This is a genomic window from Rugamonas rubra, from assembly GCF_900114705.1.
Classification (GTDB): domain Bacteria; phylum Pseudomonadota; class Gammaproteobacteria; order Burkholderiales; family Burkholderiaceae_D; genus Rugamonas; species Rugamonas rubra.
Genome location: NZ_FOTW01000009.1, coordinates 130,084 through 151,128, shown reverse-complemented (window position 1 = coordinate 151,128; position 21,045 = coordinate 130,084). Strand labels below are relative to the sequence as shown.

Here is a 21,045-nt window from a genome sequence, read left to right as displayed (position 1 = left end):
CAGGGGCGGCGCTTGGCGCACCGGCCAGGCCAGCAATGGGCGCCGCCGGACGGTGGTCTCACGGCTTTATTTGCAACACGACAGTCAAGGCGCGCGGCGCGCGCAGGAGCGGCAATGAGCATCGATAGCGAACCGGCAGGGAGCGGCCACGCGGGGCAAGGTAACCGGCCACTGTTGCTGATCGTGGACGATCAGCCCAGCAACATCCAGGTCTTGTTCGACATTTTCAAGGACGATTGCGAAGTATACATGGCGCTGTCGGGCGAGGCCGCGTTTAAATTCCTCGAGCAGCGCACCCCCGACTTGATCTTGCTTGACATCGTGATGCCCAATGTTGGCGGCTTCGCCGTTTGCCAGCGCCTCAAGGAATCTGCGCGCACCGCGGAGATACCGGTGATTTTTGTCACCTCCAACAGCGACCCCGAGGAGGAGGCGCGCGGGCTGGTGGCGGGCGCGGTTGACTTTATCGTCAAGCCCTTTCACGCCACCGTGGTCAAGGCACGCGTCAACACTCAGCTGACAGTGAAACGACAGGCCGATCAACTGCGCGCCATGGCGATGGTCGATGGCCTGACCGGCGTGGCCAATCGGCGTCGTTTCGACGCGGTGTTGGAAATTGAATGGCGGCGCGCGGCCAGGGAGGGCGCCGAGCTGGCGGTGATCATGATCGACGTCGACTTTTTCAAACGGTACAACGATCGCTTTGGACATCTGGCTGGCGACAATTGCCTGCAGCAGGTCGCCGGCGCGCTGCAACAGCGGCTGGACCGTTCGTCCGACCTGCTGGCGCGCTATGGCGGCGAAGAGTTCGCCTGTGTGCTGCCGGCCACCGGGCTCGATGGCGCGTTGATTTGCGGCAATGCGCTGGAACAGCGGGTGCGCGCGCTGGCCTTGCCGCATCCGGACTCAGAGGCCGCGCCAGTCGTCACCGTCAGCATCGGCGTGGCGGTGGGGCGGCCGAGCGAGGGCGGCAGCGCCGCCGCGCTGCTGGCGAGCGCCGATACCCAGTTGTACTGCGCCAAGCAAAGCGGACGCGCCCGCGTCTGCGGCCAGCAATTTAGCGCGCAGCGTCCCGGCGTCGATGTGGTCGATGCGCCGGCGAACTAGCTGGGCCCGCCGGTCGCCGCCAAGCGGGCTTCGGCCAGCGCGCGTTGCAGGGCTGTGCACAGCTCGAGGCCGGCGCCGAAGTCGAGCGCGCGTATCGCCTGCCCCAGCGCATCGAGCGCACCCTGGTGAGCTGGTGAACTGAGACGTTCCAGTTTGTCAAAGGCGGGCAAGGCCGCCATGTTCGAGGCCGCCAATAGTTGCGCCAGCCGCTCGAGCTGGTCGGATAGGCCGGCCAGGTCAGGGGCCTGTGCCGGGGCGGCGTCAGGACTGTAAAAAGCGGCGCGCTGCTCCGCGTAGTCGGCTGCGCTGGCACTGGCTTCGAGCAACGGCGCCAGCGATGGCCAAGGCTGGTTCGTCGATGCCAACAGGTCGTGCTCCACCTCGGCGGCGAGCGCCGCTAACGCTTGGGCGCCCACGAGCGCGGCGATACCCCTGAGATTGTGTAGGATTTGGGCCGCGCTGCTGCCTTGCCCGTCCAGCGCGGCGGCGCGCAGGCGGTCGGTCAACGCGCGCGATTCGCGTGGAAACGATTGCAGAGCCCGCGCATAGGTGGCCTGATTTCCACCCAGGCGCGCCAGTGCGCCAGTTTCGTTCCACGCCGATGCTAGCGGCTCGGCTTCCGCCGCCACCGCCGCTGCCGCCGCTGGGGCGGGCAGGTGGGCGTAGGGCTGATGCCGGCCGGGCTGGCAGTGGTGGCGGATCACGCTGACCAGTTCGGCCAACTGGAAAGGCTTGCCCACATGGTCGTTCATGCCCGCCGCCAGCGCCTCGGCGCGATCGCTGGCCATGGCGTTGGCGGTGATGGCGATGATAGGCAAGTTCGCCAGATCGGCGCGCTGGCGAATGGCGCGGGTCGCGCTGTAGCCATCCATGCCGGGCATTTGCACATCCATCAGCACCGCATCATAGGCGTCTACTTTGGCAGTGGTCATGGCCACCGCCGCATGGCCGTCGTTGGCGACGACCACCGTCGCCCCTTCCGAGCACAGGAGTTCGCGCGCCACCTGCTGGTTGATGGCGTTGTCTTCGACCAGCAGCAGGCGCAGGCCGGCAAGCTGGCCGGCGTCATGCGGCGCGGCCGCAGCCACCGGGCTTGCTCCCAGGCGCGACTCGGCCACAGCATCATATAGGGCCGACGCCGTCAGTGGCTTGCTGACGGCGCCGTCAAACAACGCCGGTTGGGTTTCCAGTAGCGCTGCGCATTCTTCACTGCCATTGCCCGCCGTCAGCGCGATCAGGATCGGGGCCGGCTGGAGGGCCAGGCGCCGCAGCCGTTCGGCGGTCTGGCGGCCGTCCAGATCGGGCATGCGCCAGTCGAGCAGAATGACGTCGTAGCTGGCGAGGGCGGCCAGCTCGAGTGCGGCGCGGCCACTGGTGGCTTGCCGCACCTGCCAGCCCAAGGCCTGCAGCATGGTTGCGCACGTGCTGCGGGCGCCGTCGTGGTCATCCACGATCAGACAACGCAGGCCGGTCATCTGCTGCAGCGCATCGACTGGCCGGTGCGCCGTATCGCGCTGGCAGACGATGGTGAAGCGGAATATGCTGCCGCTGCCGCGCTGGCTCTCGGCCTGTAGCTGCCCACCCATCATCGACACCAGGCGCCGGCTGATCGCCAGGCCCAGGCCCGATCCGCCGTAACGGCGCGCGGTGGAGGCGTCGGCCTGGGCGAAGCCGTCAAAGATGCGGGCCAGCTGGTCCGGCGCGATGCCGATGCCGGTATCGCGCACGGAGAACTCCAGGACCAGCTCGTCACCTCGCGTTTCCAGCACCGCCACGCGTACCCGGATTTCGCCCGCGTCGGTGAACTTGACGGCGTTGCCCGCCAGGTTGATCAGGATCTGCTGCAGGCGCATGGCGTCGCCTATGATCCAGCGCGGTAAGTCGTCGCACTGTTCAAAGATCAACTCCACCGGTTTCTCGCCCAGATTGGTCGACAGGATGACACCGATTTCCCTCAGCAGGCGGTCGATATTGAATGGCTGCACTTCCAGCGTCATCTTGCCGGCCTCGACCTTGGAAAAGTCAAGGATGTCATTCAGAATGCCCAACAGCGCGCGCGCGGCCGCTTCGGCCTTGGCGGTATAGTCGGACTGGCGCGTCCCCAGGCCGCTGCGCTGCAGCAACTGCAGCATGCCCAGGACCGCATTCATCGGCGTGCGGATTTCATGGCTCATGTTGGCGAGAAATTCAGACTTGGCGCGGCTGGCCTGCTCGGCCTCGGCGGTGCGCTGGGCCAGGGTTCGGTTGAGCAATTCCATATCCAGCTGGGCTTGCTTGAGTTCCGTCACGTCGGACACCAGCACAATGAAGCCGCGCACCTCCTCGCCCTCGATATCCGGGATGTAGTGGGCCCAGGTGTGGCGCTGGGCGCCATCGCTCATGGTCAGGCTGCGCTCGAATCGCTGCGGCTCGCCGCACAAGGCAGCCAGCACGTAGTTTTCATTCCGATGGAAGATTTCGTCGCCCAGCAGGGCGCGCAGGTGGATGCCGGACATCTCCGCCTTGCTGCGGCCGAACCACTGTAGGTAAGCGCCGTTGGCGAAGCGGCACAGCAGGTCGGCGTCCCAGTAGGCCACCATGCCGGGGATGTTGTCGGCCAGACTGTTGAGGAAACGATCGTTGGCGACCAGCTGCTGTTCCACCGCGCGCTGGGCGCTCAGGTCCGCGGCCATGCCGAGGTAGCCCATGAGTGCGCCGGTCTCATCCTTCAGCGCCGTCACGGCCAGCAGCACCGGCACCGCGCTGCCGTCGCGCCGCAGGTAGGTCCACTCGTGCTCGTTGGGCAGCCCGCGCAGCGTCTTGACGACAAACACCTCGAAGCCGGGTTCGATTTCCTCGCCCAGCTGCACACTGAATTCCTTCGCCCGCGACACCACTTCGGCCGGGTCATGGAACAGGGCCGGTGTGTGTTGCGCGATCAGGTCGGCGGCCCGGTAGTCGAGCAGTCGTTCCGCCGCCGGATTGAACGTGACGATCTTGCCATCGAGGTCGGTGGCGATGATGGCGTAGCCGGCATGTTGGAATATCGCCTGTTGCATGGCCGAGACCTGTCGTATCTGCGCGGTGCGTTCGACCACCTGCATTTCGAGTGAGCGGTTCAGTTCCAAGATGCGCGCCTGCGCTGCGGTTTGTTCGCTGATGTCGCGGGCGGTCTTGGCGGCGCCGACCACGCGGCCGGCGGCATCCAGAATGGGCGAGACCGTCACCGCAATATCGACCAGACTGCCATCGCGCCGGCGTCGCTGGGTGTGTTGGTTGGACACGACCTCGCCGGTTTTCACCCGCGCCAGGATGGCCGCTTCCTGGGCGAGCGCGAAGTCCGGAACGATCAGTTCGGACAGCAGGTGGCCGATCGCCTGCTCGGCGGTATAGCCGAAGATGCGCTGGGCACCCACATTCCAGCTTGTCACACGACCGCCGAGATCCTTGCCGATGATGGCGTCGTGCGAGCTGCGCACGATGGCGGCCAGCTCTTCACTCTGTTTGCTGGCGCGGCGCCGTGTCGCGCGCAGCAAGTAAAAAACTAGCGCCGCCGCGACGCCGATGCCCGCCAGGCTGCGCAGCAGCACCCAGCGTGCGGCGGCGGCGGCCGTCTCGACCACGCTGTCGGGCAATGCCAGCGTCAAGGTCGGGTTGCGCGCCGGGGCGTCGAGGTCGAGTCGCACCGGCGCGCTGCGGGCGTGCAGGTTGCCCCCCGGGCCGGCGAGGCGCTGCAGTCCCAGGCCGCTATCGACCGGGTCGGGGAGGTGTTGGTAGTCGCGTTGCCAGCGCGTGCGTGGCCCAGCGATGCGCGGGGCAAGCAGGTAGCTGCCATCGGCGGCGGTGAGAAACAACTGGAACTCTTGCCCCAGGTTGCTTTGCAGGCTGGCCAGCACGGCGTCCGCATCCGCGCTCAGAACCAGCATCCCGAAGAGCGCGCCGTTCGCATTGAACACCGGCGTGGCGGCGTGGATCACCCGCTGCTCGGGGCCGTAGGCGCAGCCGCTCGATGGCTCTAGGCGGAATTCCGACAGATAGACTTGTCCCGCGGCGAGCTGGCGCGCCGCCTGGAAAAAATCTTCCGTGCCGTGGCGCGTCAAGGCGTTGGCCGGCAAGATGCCGACCTGTTGGGCGCGGCGTTGCGTGCGCAACACCTCCTTGCCGCCGTCGGCCAGGCCGATCAAGCGGATGCAGGTCAATTCCTGGTTGGCTTCCATGAAACTGGAAAAAATCTGCCCCAGGCGCTGTTCCCACTGGCGGCCGCTGGATCCCTCCTGCGGGTCATAACCATGGTGGGCGATGGCGCGCGTGACGCCGCCGACCGGTGGTACGTTGGCAAGGAAAACCGCATCGCGGCGCATCGCCGCCAGCGCAGCGGAGATGGTTTCGCTGCGCACGTTGACGGAAGCGCCGAGCCGCGCAGCGTAGACGTTCAGCGTCTGTCGCCGCTCGCTTTCGCCGGCATGTAAGGTCAGCATGGCGGCAGCCACCAGTACGCCGATCAGCACAATCAACAGGACGGCTTTCGCGCCCTGCGGACCAAGTCTCCGTTGCCGCATGGTTCTCCTTGTCGACGAGGGACACGACGCTCTCGTGTCTTTCAAGCAATCGGGGCATAGTACCTTGTAATTGCTCGGCAGACCAGCAAGCGCAGCGCCAGAGTCGTGCGGCTAGGCGGCGTGCCGGAGCGATCTTATGTGCTTGCATGTCCGCGTTGCTAGGTTATTATTGCCGCAGGGTTGATAAATTCCTCTACTAATGTGCAATAATCGTCGCTAATGGAGAGCGCCTAGCCCTCGCCGCCCCATGCCCGTCCGCCCAAATCCCGCAGACCTTCGTGCATCGTCAAAACACATCGCCCCGTTTGCGAAGGGGCGCTTTAGTTAGGAGTGCGGGTGGATATCATTCAACGTAATAGAGTGCGCGTCATAGGTAGCGCGGGTCCGGTATTGCTGTTCGCCCACGGCTTCGGATGTGACCAGCACATGTGGGACGCCGTGGCACCGGCGTTCAGCGCGCGCTACCGCGTGGTGCTGTTCGATTACACGGGCAGCGGCCCTGCTGACGGCCTCGTGCCCCAACCAGAGCGCTATGCCACGCTCGATGGGTATGCGCGCGACATGATGGAGGTGTGCGATGCCCTCGGACTGGAGGGCGACGTGACCTTGGTCGCGCATTCGGTCAGTTGCAGCATTGGCGGCTTGGTGGCGCTCGCCCGTCCGTCCTTGTTTTCCAGCATGATCTGGCTGGGGCCTTCACCTTGCTTCTTGAATCACCCACCGGTGTACCATGGAGGCTTCGAGCGCGCCGACCTGGTCGAATTGCTGACGCTGATGGACCAAAACTATATCGGCTGGGCCAGTATGCTGGCGCCCATGGTGGCCGGCAAGTCGGGCGAGGGCGCTGTCAGTGGGGCATTGGCGGCCAGTTTTTGTTCCACCGATCCGCGCAGCGCCCGTATCTTTGCGCACGCAACCTTTTTCGCGGACAACCGAGGCGACCTTGCGCTGATTGGGTGCCCTTGCCTGATTCTGCAACACCGCTACGACACCCTCGCGCCGCTGGATGTCGGGGAATACTTGCGGGATCATCTGCCTCGCGGCAAACTCGAAGTGCTGGAGGTGTCCGGTCATTGCGCCCATATGAGTCATCCCGACCTGGTCATCGACGCCCTGCAGCGACATCTGGCGACACTTGCCGGGTGAGCTTGGCATGAACGCCTACGATGCTTTGCCGTGCGCGGTGCTGGTCACCGATGCCACCGGCATCATCGAGGAGCTCAATGCCGAGCTACTCGATCTGCTCGGCGGGCAAGCGGCGGATTGGTGCGGGCAACGGCTCGACGCCATGCTGCCGCTAGCCAGTCAAATTTTTCTCCATACCCATTTGTGGCCCATGCTGATGCGCGAGGGCAGGTTGGTGGAGCTGCATCTGCAACTCAAGGGCGCTGCTGGCGAACGCATTCCGGTGTTGCTCAACTGCCGGCCTGCCAGCCATGGACTGGCCTATGTATGGGTGTTTTTCGTGTCGCAGGAGCGCTCTCGCTTCGAGTCCGAGTTGGTGTTGGCGCGGCAGGAGGCCGAGGCCGCGAATCGGGCCAAATCGGCTTTCCTGGCCAATATGAGTCATGAGATACGCACTCCCATGAACGCGGTGCTCGGCATGTTGCAGTTGATGCGGCGCGTCGAGATGGACGAGCGTGGCCGCAGCTATGCGCAGCGGGCGGAGACGGCGGCCCGCGCGCTGTTGCGCCTGCTTGACGATGTACTGGATCTGTCGTACGTCGAATCGGGCAGGCTGGTACTCAACATCGAGGAATTCGACCTGCAGAGCCTACTGGCTGAACTAGCATTGCTGCTCGGCGGCAGCGAACGCGCGGAATCGGTCGAACTATTGCTGGAGGTCGCGCCCGATGTGCCGGCGCGGCTCTTCGGGGACAGCCTTCGGATACAGCAGGTATTGTTGAACCTGTGCGTGAATGCCCTTAAATTTACCCGCAGCGGCGAAGTCTTGCTCACTGTTACACGCAGGGATGCGCGCGTCGTTTTTGCGGTGGTCGACACCGGGATAGGTATCGATGCGGACCAGTTGGCGGTGATCTTCGAGCCATTTACTCAGGCCGAGTCTTCCGCCGCCCGCCATTTTGGCGGCAGCGGTCTGGGGCTGGCGATCAGCAAGCGGTTTGTCGAATTGATGGGGGGCGTGCTCGCGGTCGATAGCGTGCGTGGTGAGGGTAGCCGTTTCTTTTTTGATCTTGCCTTACTTAGGGTGCGGGACGATTCCCCTGCAGGCGAGTCGACCAACAAGCAGCAAGGGTTGGCTCGCTGCTTGTTGGCCGACTGCCATCCGGGCGCTAGACGGATCTTAAACGCGCTGTTAGCTGCCCGCGGCTACGCCGTCGCGGAAGTGGAGAATGCGCCGGCATTGCTGGCAGCATGTCGGCAACAACGCTATGAGCTGGTGGTAGTGGACCAGGGCTTGCTAAGCGGCCATGAGTCGGTGCTCGAGCAAGCATATGCTGGTTGGAATGACGAGCCGTTGACCATCATCTGCACGCCCGGAGCGGTGCCGTTTCCGGCACATGTTGCAGACGCACTCGGCCGTCGCGCCTGCAGGACATTGATCAAGCCGGTACTCGCGAGTCAACTGCATCAAGTGCTTGGCGAGCTTCCACATATCGGGCCAGGTAAGGCTGCGCCGGCGAGCGACCCGGCTTCGCCAATACGCCGCCTGGCCGGCTTGCGCGTGTTGGTCGTGGAAGACAATGCGCTGAATCAGCAAATCGCGCAGGAACTGCTGCGGGCCGAAGGGGCGGTTGTCGAACTGGTCGAAGACGGCTATCGCGCACTGCAAAGACTGGGCGACAGCGATGGGTTCGATATTGTCTTGATGGACGTGCAGATGCCCGGTATGGATGGATACGAAACGACCAGGGCGATCCGGCGCCAGCGGCGTTGGCGAGATCTGCCGATTGTCGCGGTCACCGCCAACGTTATGGCCAACGATCGTGACGCTGCGCTCGAGTCGGGGATGAACGACCATGTCGGCAAGCCGTTCGATATGGCGTTGCTGGCCGCTGTCATTAGGCACCATGTGTACGGCGACGCGCGTCCGGAAACCCCGGATGGCACGAACGGGCTTGCCGACGGGAGCGCATTGTTGGACTATGAAGCTGCGATCGGGCGGCTAGCCGGTTCTGGTGCGCTCTATCTTCGCCTGTTGGGCGCTTTTTCTTTGGAGGCGCAGGTCTTTTCTTCGGCATTGCGGCAGGCGCTGGACTCACACAGCATGCCCGATGCGCTGCGCGTATTGCATACCATGAAGGGAAACGCCGCGACGATAGGCGCGCACACCTTGTCTCGCAGGGCGGCGCAGATGGAACAGGCTCTGCGGCGCGGCGAACCGGCGAGCGGGCTCGATGTATTAATGTGGACCCTGGACGAGACCAAGATCCAGTGTTTGAAGTTGTCGAAACAACTCCATCCTGCCGACGAACAGGTCGGGACCGGCGCTGCCGAAGCGGGATCGCTGGAAGCGGAGATTGTCGCGCTCGCCGAGTTGTTGTCGGCGTCGAACCTGGCAGCGCTCGCCAGTTTTGAGCGACTACAGAGTCGGTTGCGGCAACAGTTACCGTTGCTCGAAACGAAATTGGCTGCGGCGATGTCGGCTTTTGACTTCGAGCAGGCTGGCGAATACTGTCGCTCTGCCGCCGAACAGATCAGCAGTCGTTGAGTCCACGTTATTGGCGCTGATTGAATTCTGCTGACCCGCGGGGGGCTGGATTTTGTGTAAACGGGTTTTCGTTCAAGCCTGCGGTGGCCATCTCCTATGGGGTGATGTTCGACAAGCCGGATCCACTCTGGCGACACCTGGTCTTTGAGCTCAATCCCACAGCGCTGGTTGCGGAGACTACCGTGCTTCAGATTGGTGCGCTGTTCGACCGGCTGGCCTCATTGTGATTTCAGCACACTCGCCGAACGCTGGGCTCCTGCCTCGCTTCGCTGGCGAGTCGTCCTTTGTGTCGCGGCTGTACCCACTTGTTGAACAAGCTCAGGAGGTGAAAAAGAAGGTGGTAACCTAAGTGTTTGATTTTTAAGTGGTAAATACGGCCTGCAAAGCCGTCTAGGTCGGTTCGATTCCGATCCTCGCTTCCAGATTCGATTGAAAAATCAAGGACTTAGCCCACTTTCGAGTGGGCTTTTTTCGTTCTTTGCCGTCACTTTAACGCGGTCCACCTCACGGCCTCTCCAGCGGCGCCAGGCACATCCCCGCTGAACAAGTCGAAAAGACGAGTATTTTCGCCTATCTTCGTTGAATTTCAGAGTTTCGTGCAAATTGCAACGGCCAAACAGGCCGTCTACGTTCGCCCAGTGGGTTGATGGCCGGTTCTCGGGCTATGACACCAAGGCTCGCGGGCTAGCGGCAACATCAACCTGAAAACCACCACCACGCGCGGCGGCGGCGAGGGCGAGGGCGAGTACGAGACCGAGGTCGGCACCACCTTCCGCAACGACGCGGCGCGTTGGTCGGTCGGCCTGCCGCTCAGCGTGGTCACCAGCAAGACCGATCCGCGCGGCGGCACGCTGGTGCGCACGCTGGTGCGCGACTACGACGCCGACAATGGCCTGCAGTCGAGCGAGACGCTCGAGCCGGGCGCGCCGAGGTACCGCCTGCGTACCACCTTCGACCGCAGCAGCAACCGCTTCGGCCTGGTCGGCAAGGTGACGCAGGACTGGATCTACCCGCTGCCGGCGACGGCGCAGAGCCGGGTGCTCAGCGTCACCAATTATGACGGCAACGGCCGTCTCCCGGCCACGGTGGCCAACGCGATGGGCCACTAGGAGTGCTGCCGCTACGATGCCGGCGGTGGCGCGCGGCTGGAACTGGTGGGGCCGAACGGCCTGGCGACGCGCTGGGAGGTGGACCGGCTGGGCCGCGTGGACAGGGAGCTGCGCGCCGACTTCACTGTGGCGGTCGCGAGATCACTTGCGCGCCGCGCGCGGCGGACCGGCGATTTGCGGACAAGCAAGTCCGGGTGTTAAAATGTGTTTATGCAAAGTAAGGGTCTCCGAAGCAGGTTTACCGCGTGGATAGCGTGTATCGCCATCCTGCTCTCGTCGCTTACCCCTTCCATCTCCCACGCCGTCGCGGCAGCCAAGGGCGAGTTGTGGATGGAGATTTGCACGGTGGACGGCGTGAAGTTCGCCAAGCTCGGCGACGAGGGCGCCAAGTCCGTGCCACCGCTGACCAAGAAGTCGCTGCAACTTGAGCACTGCCCATACTGCTCCACCCACGCCGGCTCCCCTGGCATCTTGCCTTCATGGAATCTGAGCCTGCCCCGGCCCCTCGCCGCCGGCACGATGCCGTCCTTGTTCTATCAATCCCTGCGGCCCCTGGCCGTGTGGGCCGCCGCGCAGTCGCGCGCGCCGCCACTCCCCCTCTGATCTTCCCCTAGTACCGTTCGATGTCCGCCATGCGGTCGGACGGGCATCACCTGTTGCGCACTGACGCAGGGCCGGTCCGCCGTTGAACGATGGCGCGCGCGCGCCTGCACCCGCGCGCTTGCGCCTTCGCGCGTCCCGGCCGCGCCGCGCTGCGGCCATCCGGCACAGGCAATCTGGTCTTTCATCGAGATAGCGATGTTTGTTGCTCGCCGCCAGCGCGCATGCCCGGGAAGTCTCGACTGGCCCCGGCCGGCCGCGACGGCGGCGGCCAACAATGAATCAGAGGAGTTCCATATGCAGTATCCGAATCAAACCATGGTGGCCGTGTGCCTGGCGCTGGCCTGCGCGGTCGCGCCGGCCCAGGCCGCGTCCCAGCGTTTCGATGTTCCCGCCCAGTCCCTGAGGGGCGTGCTCGACGCGCTGTCGCGCCAGACGGGTGTCCAGTACTTCTACATCGAGGCCAGCGTTAGCGGCGTCGACAGCCCCGGCGTGCGGGGTCACTACGCGGCGGCGCTCGGCGCGGTGCTGGCCTGGCGTTGCCTGCCGGTGCTGCGCGACGGCCAGGCGTTCGGCGCCGTGGCGTTGCAACCGTTTAACTTTTTCCTGCGCGGCCAGTGAGGGTGGTTTTCCGCCCCCAGCCGGCGCGTTGCGTTTTCTTGCACCATCTACCAAGGAGTCTTATGTTTATTCGTTCCCTCCCATCCTTCGCTCGCGGCGTCAGTTGCCGCCTGCTGCCTTGCGCGCTGGCCCTGTCGAGCTTGTTCGGCCTGGCGGCGGGCGGCGCCCGCGCGCAACAGCCCGGCGCCGACGCCGACTCGGCCCTCGAGATCGGCCGTGTCGAGGTGCGCGGCAAGCGCGTCGGCGCGCTCGCCGCGCGCACGGTGCTCAGTTCGGTCGACATCCTCGGCGCCGACCTGGTGGCCGACCAGCAGGTGCAAAACACCTGGGAGTTGTTCGGCCGCGCGCCCGGGGTGACGCTGACCCAGTTCCGCCAAGGCAACGAGTCGGGCAAGCTGTCCTTCCGCGGCTTCAACGGCGAGGGCGAGGTCAACGCCGTCAAGCTGCTGATCGACGGCGTGCCGAGCAACGACAACGGCGGCGGCATGCCCTTCCTCGACATGATCTTTCCACAGGAGATACAAGGCATCGAGATCGTGCGCGGCACCAACGACCCGCGCTACGGCCTGCACAACATCGCCGGCAACGCCAACGTGCTGACGCGGACGGGCGGCAACTACCGCCAGGCGCGGCTCGACGTCGGCAGTTTCGCCACCCGCCAGGTGCAGCTGTCGGCCGGCGTCGAGGACGGCAACTGGTCGCAGAACTACAGCTTCGGCCGCCTCGAGTCGGCCGGCTACCGCGACCACTCCCGCTTCGACAAGTACACGCTGGGCGGCAAGTGGTTCTACACCAGCGACGCGCGCCGCTGGCGCGTCGGCCTGAGCGTGCGGCACAGCGAGAGCGGCGGCCAGGAGGCCGGCTATCTGACGGCCGCCGACGCCTACCGCGCGCCGACCCTGTCTTACCCCTACGCGCAGTCGGAGGGCGGTAATCGACAGATGAACCAGGCCAGCGTCCAGCTTGACGGCGAGCCGGGCGAGACGCTGTCGGCGGCGGCGCGGCTCTACACCAACAGCGTCAAGGACCAGCGCTGGCTACGCTATGCCATCCTCGCCTCGCAGCAGGAGCGGGTGATCGACGAGGCCCACCACGGCCTGTCGGGCAGCCTGACTTGGCGGCCGCGCGGCCTGGCCGGTGTGCTGCGCGACATGTCGCTCGAGGGCGGCATCAACGCCGAGCGGCAAAACGACGCCAGCCCGCGCTACGCCACGCTGAACCAAGTGCGCACCGCCACCACGCGCGACCAACGCTTCACCTTCGACAACTACGGCGCCTATGTGCAGGCGGTGTTCATGCCGATGGCCGGCCTGAAGCTGATCCCGGCCCTGCGTGTCGACCGCTTCGCCGGCAGCTTGTCCGACCCGTCGAAGAACCAGCACTTCGCCATCCAGGACTACGGCTGGATCCGCCAGCCCAAGTTCAGCGTGGTCTACGCGCCATGGCGCGCCGCCAGCCTGTACGGCAACTGGGGGCGCACCTTCCAGGTCGGCGCCGGCGCGGCGGCCTACCGTTCGACGGCGGGCGAGCTCAAGCCGTCGATCAACGAGGGCTGGGAGGGCGGCGTCAAATTCACCCCGGCCGACTGGCTGGACGGCCGCCTGGCCGTCTGGCGCCAGGACGCGTCCGACGAGGTCAAGCGGCGCCTGAACGACCCGAGCGGCGGCTCCGAGAATGTCGGCAAGACGCGCCGTCAGGGTGTCGACTTGCAGTTGAACCTGCGCCCGTCGGACGACAGCACGGCCTGGGCCAGCTATTCCTGGCAGCGCGCGCGCATCGTCGAGCCGGACCCGGCCGCGCCGGCCACGCTGGGCAAGCAGATCGACCACGTGCCGGCGACCTTGTTCTCCGCCGGCCTCGACTACCGGCCCGGCGACAAGCTGCGCCTGCGGGCCTGGAGCAACGGCCAGGGCGGCTACTACCTGACGACGGCCAACACCGGCGCCAAGTACGGCGCCTACGTGCTGTTCAACGCCAGCGCCCGCTACCAAGTGCGGCCCGAGTTGTCGCTCGAGCTGCAGGTCAAGAACCTGACCGACCGCTACATCGAGTACGTGTGGATCAACGACCAGACCCGCCACGCGCCGGGCGACGGCCGCGCGCTGTCGTTGTCGGCCCAGTTGGCGTTCTGAGATGGCGCCGGCGACCCCCTCCGCCGCGCCCGCCCCGCGCCCGGTCGACCTGTACCGGGCGGTGTGGCGCTGGCATTTCTACGCAGGTCTGCTGGTGCTGCCCTTCCTCGTACTGCTGGCGGTGACCGGCGCGCTGTATCTGTTCCAGGCCGAGATCGACGATTACGTCTACCGCGACCTGCGCACGGTGCCGCGCGCCGCCGCGCAGCTGCCGCACAGCGCGGTGCTGGCCCGGGCCGGCGCGGCCTTTCCCGGCGTGGTGGCGAGCTACGTGCCGGCGGCCGCGCCGGGCCGTTCGGCCCAGGTGCTGCTGCGCGGCGCCGACGGCGCCCGGGTCGTGGTCTTCGTCGACCCCTACCGGGGCAAGGTGCTCGGCAGCCTGCCCGACAAGGGCGGCGTGTCGGGCGTGGTCCGGCGCCTGCACAGCCTGAGCTATTTCGGCACGCTGGCCAACGGCCTGATCGAGATGGCCGCCGGCTGGACCATACTGCTGGTGGTCAGCGGACTCTACTTGTGGTGGCCGCGCGGGCGGCGCGGCGCGCTGCTGCTGCGCGGCCGGCCCGGCCAGCGGGTGTTCTGGCGCGACCTGCACGCCGTCACCGGTGTCTACGTGGCCTTGTTCCTGCTGTTCCTCGCCGTCACGGGGATGCCCTGGTCGGTGCTGTGGGGGGCGCAAATCAACCAGTGGGCCAATGGCAGCAACTTCGGCTATCCGGCGGGCGTGCGCGTCGCCCTGCCGATGTCCGACGAGCACCTGCAACACGCGCTGCCCACCGCCTGGTCGCTGCGCCAGGCCAGGTTGCCCGCCACGCCGACCGGCGCCGGCGCGGCCGCGCCGATCGGCGTGGACCGGGCGGTGGCCCGGTTCGACCAGCTGGGCATCGCCAGGGGCTACGCCGTCAGCCTGCCGGCCGGCCCGGCCGGGGTCTACAGCGCCGCCGTCTATCCGGCCGACTTGGCCGCCCAGCGGGTGGTCCATATCGACCAGTACACAGGCCGGGTCCTGCTCGATATGGGGTATGGCGACTACGGTCCGCTGGGCAAGAGCCTGGAGTGGGGGATCAACGTCCACCTGGGCCAGCAGTTCGGCTTGGCGAACCAGCTGGTGCTGCTCGCCGCCTGTGTGGCGATCGTGCTGTTGTGCGTGGCGGGCGGTTGCATGTGGTGGCAACGGCGTCCGGCCGGCGGGCTGGGCGTGCCGCCCATGCCCGCCGACCGCGGCGCGCTCAAGGTGGTGCTCGCCGTGATGGCCGTCGGCGGCCTGCTCCTGCCGCTGGTCGGCGCCTCGATGCTGCTCATGCTGGCGTTGGACTACTGCTTGGCGCTGCGCCGCCGCTGAGGCCGGCGCATGGGGCGGCCGCTAGCGGCGGCCCGCCCGCCATTGCCGCAACCAGGCGGCGTCGTTGCGCCTGAGCCAGTAGTATTCGGCGCATTCGCTCATCGGCTTGTCCGCCACTTGCAGCAGGAACAGTTGCCGCCGCGCCATCCGTTTGCGCTGCAGCAGCTTGGCCTTGTATTCGGCCGCCAGCAGCGGGTCCATGCGCAGCATGCGGTACAGCGACGGCAGCGAGATGCCGATCGCGTCGGTCAGCGCCGCCAGGGGCTCGCCGCGCCCGAGCGCGAGCGCGACGGCCTGTTGTACGGCCGAGTCGATCTTGCTCGGACGCTCGGCCAGGGCGATACCAAGACGGCCCGCCGCCACGCGCGCCGTGGTGTGGCAGACACCCAGCGCCAAGGCGGAGCGCCGGATCGAGTATCCCTTGTGGCAGAGCAGTTGGCGCAACAAGGACGGGTCCAGCGCCAAGCCGCGCCGGCGCGCCGGCGGGGGGGCCGCGTGCTTGGCGCCGGCCGCCGGCTGCTCGGCCGGGCCTGGCTCGGTGGCGTCGTTGGCGGCCTGGCCGCGCCCTTGGCTCATAGCCGGTCCCCGTCGCCGCGCATCAGGCGGCGCAGGTCGTCGGCGCACTGTTGCGCCGTCGCCTTGTGGGCGATGGCCAGGCGTATCCTTCCCCCGCGGTCGAACAGGTAGCTGGTCGAGGTGTGGTCCATGCTGTAGGAATTGCCGCTCGCCACCTTCCGGTACTCGATCTTGAAGTCGGCGGCGACGCGGGCGGTCTGGGCCGCCGTGCCGGCCAGGCCGACGAAGCTGGGATCGAAGGCGGCCGTGTATTGCTCCAGCAGTTCCGGGCTGTCGCGCTCGGGGTCGATGGTGATGAACACCACCTGCAGGTGCCGGCCCGCGGCGCCCAGCAGGCGGCGGATCTCGACGGCGCGCGACAGGGCGCTCGGGCAGATGTCCGGACATTGGGTGAAGCCGAAGAACAGCAGCACATACTTGCCGCGAAAATCGGCCATGGAGGTGGCCCGGCCCGCCGCACCGAGCAGGTGGAAGTCGAGGCCGGCGGCGCCGGCGCCGATCTCGTTGCCGTTATAGCCGTGGAACAGATCGTCGCAGCCGCACAAGGCCAACACGGCGGCCGCCAGCGCCAACGTGTGCCGGCGCCGGGCGTGGCCGGGGAATTGTTTCGCCATTTTTTCTCCTGTAATCAATTCATCAATCGGGCCGGTCGGCGGGCGCGGCGCGGGGCGGCGGCGAGATCGACCGCCTTCTGGCCGCGCAGTTGATCCTCCGTCAGCACAGAATTCGCCTGTGTGTCGATCCGCGCGAACAGATCCTGCATCTGAGCGGGACGGTTCGACACGCCCCTACTTTGGATGATCCGACGCTTGCCCGACGAGGCTGCGAGAGCGCATCCACCAGACCAATTCGTCGAACCAGTGGTCACTCGTGGTGCCTTTGGGCTTCAGGTCGAAACCATGGCCGCCACGCTCATAGACGTGGAGCTCGGCCGCCGCTCCCGCCTGTCGCCAAGCGGTATAGAGCTGTACCGCGTCGTTCGGCTGATACTCGTCGTCCGCCGCGCCGGCGATGAAGGCCGGTGGCGCATCGGCGGGGACAGGCGTTCGTAGTCCGCCGTAGAGCAAGGCGACGAAGTCCGGTCGGAACGCCTTATCGCCGATCGCCAGATCTGCGGCGAGGAACGCTCCGGCGGAGAAGCCGATGAAGCCGATCCGCCTGGGATCGACACCCCATTCGGATGCGCGCTGTCGCACGATCGCCATGGCGCGGCTGCCGTCCTGCAGCGCCTGCTGTTCACCGGCAAAGCGCGGTATCTCGGCAGGAACGCCGCTCTTCGCCCGCGCCATGACGGTGTCCATCTCCCGCCCATGGACCTCGGGCAGTTGCATCGGATCGGGGGCGCTTCGGATCGTGCGGTATTTGAGCACAAGCGCGGTAACGCCGCGCTGCGCCAATAGGCGCGCAACCGCCGTGCCGCCGGCGTTGTAATCCAGCCCAACGAAACCGCCTCCGGGTGCGACGATCATGGCGGTACCGTTGGCGCGACCCGGGGCAGGGCGGAACAGTTCAAGCGTGGGCTCGCTGACGTTGCGGACCATGGTGTCGCCCGACTTGTTCAGCCGCTCGCGGATTTCCGCCACGCCGAGCGAGCCGATCGTGCCTTGCGGATAGAGCGGAATGATCAAGCCGCCGCCTGTGGACGGGTGCGCTGTCGCTGTCGCCGAAAGAAGTATCGCGGCGATACCCAGGCCGACTGTTCTGATGGAGTGGTTCATGCGCATGGCCGGCCCTCAGATCTTGGCTTTGAGCGTGATGAAGGCCGAGCGTGGCTGGGTCGGCATCACGAGCGGGTTGCTGAAATACTGGTAGGTATCGAACGCCCGCCGCCCGCCGAGATTGACCACGGAGGCCTGGAGCGTGAATCGTCCGAACTCATAGGCGGCCTGCGCGTCGACCACCGCGTAGCCCGGCGCCCTGAGCGTATTGGGCAGGGTGAGCTGGCGCGCGCCGAGCGTGGTGACGCCCGCCCCGAACGACAGTCCTTTGGCCGCGCCGTTAGATATCCGGTAGTGCGCGGCGACGCGCCCGCTGTTTCGCGGCACGCGCGTCAATTCGCTGCCGACCGGAATCGTATTGTCCTCCGTCACTTTCGTGTTGGTATGGGCGTAGTTGGCGAGCAGCGAAAACGCCGGCGTCGGCTCCCAGATGAGATCCGCCTCCGCCCCACGCGCCCGTTGCCGGCCGGTCTGGAGATTGAATCCCAGATTGCCCGGGTCCGCGGTGGCGATATTGTCGCGTGTCTGGTCGAAGACCGAGATCGTGCCCGACAAGCCGGTCCCGGGCAGGGCCAGCTTCATGCCGCCCTCGATGTTGCGCGAGCTCTCAGGCTTGGGCAGCGCCGCGCCGACAAAGCCGAACGCCGCGCGAAACGCCGTTGCATAGCCGGCAAAGAGGGCAAGGCCGGGAGCGACATCGAAGGTCGCCCCCACCCTGGGCGAGACGCGGTGGTAGGTGTCGTCGTTGGCTACCCCGATATTGCTCACTTCCTGGAAATTGAGCTGCGTGTAGCGCAGCGCGCCCGTCAAGTGCAGCCGGCCATAGGTCGCCTGATCCTGGACATAGAAGGCCAGTGTCCGATAATGGTCGGTCTGGAGGGAGTTGACCGGCAATTGCGGTGTGTAGACCGCGTCGTACGCAGGCTTGGCAAGATCGATCGTGCCGTCGGGCGTATTGCTGACGAACAGGCCCATGTTGCTGGAGAAACGAGTCCAATCATAGTCGAGACCGGCCACGAAGGCGTGCGATCCGCCGAGCATTTCGGTCTTTACCAGCACATTGGCGTCAAACGTCGCCTCCTTCGTATCGGTGATCATCGTGATCGGAATGACCGGGTAGACGGTGGGCGTGGCGGGGTCGGGTGGTAGCAGGTCGGGATCGACGAAGCTGCCGTATTGCCGGATCGCGCTGTTGTAGTAGCGGCCGCTGACGGTCAGCTTGACGTCGTCGGAAAAGCCGTGGCGCAGTGTCGCCTGGGTCATCCGGTTGTCGTTCGTGGTCAACGGTTGTCCCGTCGGCGATCCAGGAAAGGCGTTGCGCTCGATGTTCCCTGCCAGCGCCTGAGCGGCCGGCAGGCCCGAATACTCCAGTTGGCTACGGTGGTTGAACTGGGCTCGGAGAAGGAGGTCGGTTTGAGGACTGATACGGAACGATAAGCTTGGCTGCACGCTCGAGCGCCGGCCATGGACCTGATCGATCCAGCTCTTGTTGCTCTGATACTCGGCCGCGATCCTGGCCGCTATCCCCGGCGCCAGGGGCAGGTTGATATCTCCGGACGGCCCCCAGGTGGAAAAGCTGCCGGCCCGCAGCGCCACGAACCCGCCCAGTTTGTCGCTCGGCCGTTCGGATTCAATATTGATGATGCCGCCCAGCGGCGTGCCGAGACCGCCACCATAGAGCGTGGCGCTCGGCCCCTTCAGTACTTCAATCCGATCCACGCCGACAAGACTGGTGGGATCGAACACTTGCTGGTTGCCCGCGTAGATCGGCAGGCCGTCCAGATAGACCTCGGCGGGGAAGCCTCGCACCAGCGGCGGAATCAGTAGCTGCTCCTCGGACCTCGTCGGGACCACGCCGGAAACGTTAATCAGCGCATCGCCGAGCGTGCGGCGGTCCTGCTCCTGGATCAGCGAGCGGGTCAGTACTTGCACCGACTGCGGTACCTCGATCAGCGGGGTGTCGGCGCGAGTGGCTGCCGAGGACTCGGAGGCGGTATAGTTCGCGCGCTTGGCCGTAATGACGACTTGACCGGCGACCCAGCTTGGCGTTTTCGATGCTTCCTCATGCGACGCGCCTGCCTGTTCGGATTGCGCCTGCGCCATGGATGTCAGGCCTGCAATGGCCATCGCGATGGCCGTGCGGACGAATTTAGGGTGAGTCATAGATTTCTTTCTAATGGATGACGGTCGGCAGTCGAGCCGGACCAATTGGTAATTATTGGGCGTGGCCGCGGTGCTGACTGGGGGTTGCCATTTCCACCTTGCCGAACGAATCGAATTGTTTGAGACGCTGCCCGCTCACTTTTGCTTCCGCCTGATTCAACTGCGTGACGAGCAGCTTGGCGGTGCCAATCGGGAGGCCGGCTTTTTGCAGCTCCTTGACGTCTCTGAATCCTTCGCCCCCACAGGCGACGATCTCCCATCGCCCTTGATTTATTCGCAGCAAGGCGCGACCGCCTTTCTCGCCTTGAACCCAGTCGGCGATGGCGTGGCGGTCCGCAACGACTATTGGTGCCGTTTCCACCGCGCGACCGGGCTGGTCGTAGCTAGTCGAAATCAGGGTGCGGATCTGCTGCTTGGCAGCGTCGGTCGCAGCTTGAGCGCCGCTGCCGAACATGGCCAGCGCGGTCAACGACATGGCAATAAGGGTGCGACGAGCTTTCATGAAGATCTCCTGTTTGAATGGGTTGTGGACTGTCTGGAAAGGCTGCTGGAAACCATGGCGATCCATTGGGTGTCATTACGGGGCTGCCAGTAGCCGTCCGCACAAGCCGGCGCGGCTCAAGGAATTTCCTGCCTTGGACATCAGCTGATTTAACGGCGCAGGGCGCGCGGCAGCGCATTGCGCCCCGAACCGCGCCGTAACGTCGCGGACGAGTGTTTTCATTGGCATTGATGGCGTGACTCCAAATCGATACTCGAACGAGAGCAACGGCGTCCTGCCGCGACATGGCGGCGGCGCGACCGGTGGCCCGGTGCTCTAACTGGAATTGGGTACGAACCGCCGTGCCTCAGCGAAGTGAGGCAGAGCGGCTATCAGACGAAGAGAGGAGGCGCGCGCGGATTGGCCGTCGACCAGGCGTGCAGAGACTGCGGTGCGGTATAGAACAGTGGCGGGTAGATGTCGCGGCCGGCAGCAAGCGCGAGGGTGACGGACGGCGCGCCTGTTAGTGCATGGGAGCCGCCGTGAGTGCTACAGAAAGCGCAGTGTTCCATGCCGTGCTTTGCCGAAGCAGGTGCTTTGCCGCTGTCAGAACCCGGGGCTTTGACAAGCTTGTAGCCATTTACCGTGCAGATTTCCACGGTGTCGGCAGCGAGACCGGAAGCGTTTAGTGCATGAGAAACCGTAGGCGCGAGCGAACTGAATAGAATGGCCAGCACGGCAATCCATATGTGCAGTATTGGTCGCTTCAACATGTCGATCATCGGAATATTATAGCCCACGTTCATCGCGCGGTGTTGATGCGCAAGGAGGTTGCGGGGATTTTTCGCTGAAGTATTGGTGCCAGGTTGACACCAGCGAGCAACCTATGCTATGATTTCATCGTCGGCAAAATGCCGTCGCATAAAATGGAGCGAAACATGGGCTAGAAGACAACTGGCGAGTTTAACGCACTCATTACATACATTGA

17 protein-coding genes are annotated in these 21,045 nt (G+C 65.5%); 9 read left to right on the top strand and 8 right to left on the bottom strand.

Features of this window, described 5'->3' with window-relative positions:
* Nucleotides 1–114 precede the first annotated feature (114 nt).
* Entirely contained in the window at nt 115–1,107 is a 993-nt protein-coding gene (locus tag BM252_RS09875; protein WP_093386950.1) for a diguanylate cyclase, read from the top strand.
* Here BM252_RS09875 and BM252_RS09870 read toward each other — a convergent pair.
* On the bottom strand, nt 1,104–5,645 hold the full coding sequence (locus BM252_RS09870; protein ID WP_093386947.1) for a PAS domain S-box protein: 4,542 nt from the start codon (nt 5,643–5,645) through the stop codon (nt 1,104–1,106). The genes BM252_RS09875 and BM252_RS09870 overlap by 4 nt on opposite strands.
* A 336-nt stretch (nt 5,646–5,981) precedes the next feature.
* On the opposite strand from BM252_RS09870, the gene BM252_RS09865 reads away from it, so the two are divergent.
* From BM252_RS09865 to BM252_RS09835, 8 genes are all read left to right on the top strand, one after another.
* Complete coding sequence (locus BM252_RS09865) at nt 5,982–6,791, top strand: alpha/beta fold hydrolase (RefSeq protein WP_093387283.1); 810 nt, start codon at nt 5,982–5,984, stop codon at nt 6,789–6,791.
* Nucleotides 6,792–6,798: 7 nt separating this feature from the next.
* Complete coding sequence (locus tag BM252_RS09860) at nt 6,799–9,318, top strand: response regulator (RefSeq protein ID WP_139236390.1); 2,520 nt, start codon at nt 6,799–6,801, stop codon at nt 9,316–9,318.
* Nucleotides 9,319–9,401: 83 nt separating this feature from the next.
* Entirely contained in the window at nt 9,402–9,545 is a 144-nt protein-coding gene (locus tag BM252_RS30935) for a hypothetical protein (RefSeq protein WP_174900479.1), read from the top strand.
* Between the two features lie 588 nt (nt 9,546–10,133).
* On the top strand, nt 10,134–10,427 hold the full coding sequence (locus BM252_RS09855; RefSeq protein WP_093386941.1) for a hypothetical protein: 294 nt from the start codon (nt 10,134–10,136) through the stop codon (nt 10,425–10,427).
* 210 nt (nt 10,428–10,637) lie between these two features.
* Nucleotides 10,638–11,030 (top strand): DUF2946 domain-containing protein, encoded by a 393-nt coding sequence (locus BM252_RS09850; RefSeq protein WP_093386938.1) that lies wholly within the window; start codon nt 10,638–10,640, stop codon nt 11,028–11,030.
* Between the two features lie 294 nt (nt 11,031–11,324).
* Nucleotides 11,325–11,648, top strand: coding sequence for a hypothetical protein (locus BM252_RS09845; RefSeq protein ID WP_093386936.1), 324 nt, complete (start codon nt 11,325–11,327; stop codon nt 11,646–11,648).
* A gap of 62 nt (nt 11,649–11,710) precedes the next feature.
* Nucleotides 11,711–13,780 carry a TonB-dependent receptor gene (locus tag BM252_RS09840; RefSeq protein WP_093386933.1) on the top strand — a complete coding sequence of 690 codons (2,070 nt, stop codon included), beginning with the start codon at nt 11,711–11,713 and terminating at the stop codon, nt 13,778–13,780.
* A gap of 1 nt (nt 13,781) precedes the next feature.
* On the top strand, nt 13,782–15,119 hold the full coding sequence (locus BM252_RS09835; RefSeq protein WP_093386931.1) for a PepSY-associated TM helix domain-containing protein: 1,338 nt from the start codon (nt 13,782–13,784) through the stop codon (nt 15,117–15,119).
* A 21-nt stretch (nt 15,120–15,140) separates the two neighbouring features.
* Here BM252_RS09835 and BM252_RS09830 read toward each other — a convergent pair whose 3' ends face one another.
* The 7 genes from BM252_RS09830 to BM252_RS09805 all read right to left on the bottom strand — a co-directional run bounded on the left by BM252_RS09830 (nt 15,141) and on the right by BM252_RS09805 (nt 20,839).
* Entirely contained in the window at nt 15,141–15,695 is a 555-nt protein-coding gene (locus BM252_RS09830) for a hypothetical protein (protein WP_093386928.1), read from the bottom strand.
* Nucleotides 15,692–16,309 (bottom strand): SCO family protein, encoded by a 618-nt coding sequence (locus BM252_RS09825; protein ID WP_093386925.1) that lies wholly within the window; start codon nt 16,307–16,309, stop codon nt 15,692–15,694. Before BM252_RS09825 ends, BM252_RS09830 begins: the two co-directional genes overlap by 4 nt.
* 14 nt (nt 16,310–16,323) lie before the next feature.
* Complete coding sequence (locus BM252_RS30930; protein ID WP_174900478.1) at nt 16,324–16,479, bottom strand: hypothetical protein; 156 nt, start codon at nt 16,477–16,479, stop codon at nt 16,324–16,326.
* Nucleotides 16,480–16,483: 4 nt separating this feature from the next.
* Nucleotides 16,484–17,413, bottom strand: a complete 930-nt coding sequence (locus BM252_RS09820; protein WP_093387281.1) for an alpha/beta hydrolase — start codon at nt 17,411–17,413, stop codon at nt 16,484–16,486.
* Nucleotides 17,414–17,428: 15 nt separating this feature from the next.
* Nucleotides 17,429–19,576, bottom strand: coding sequence for a TonB-dependent siderophore receptor (locus BM252_RS09815; protein WP_217429895.1), 2,148 nt, complete (start codon nt 19,574–19,576; stop codon nt 17,429–17,431).
* Between the two features lie 52 nt (nt 19,577–19,628).
* Nucleotides 19,629–20,144: a copper uptake system-associated protein gene (locus BM252_RS09810; protein ID WP_245774177.1), complete on the bottom strand. Its 516-nt coding sequence runs from the start codon at nt 20,142–20,144 to the stop codon at nt 19,629–19,631.
* Nucleotides 20,145–20,449: 305 nt separating this feature from the next.
* Nucleotides 20,450–20,839, bottom strand: coding sequence for a DUF2946 domain-containing protein (locus BM252_RS09805; protein WP_093386923.1), 390 nt, complete (start codon nt 20,837–20,839; stop codon nt 20,450–20,452).
* Between the last annotated feature and the right edge of the window lie 206 nt (nt 20,840–21,045).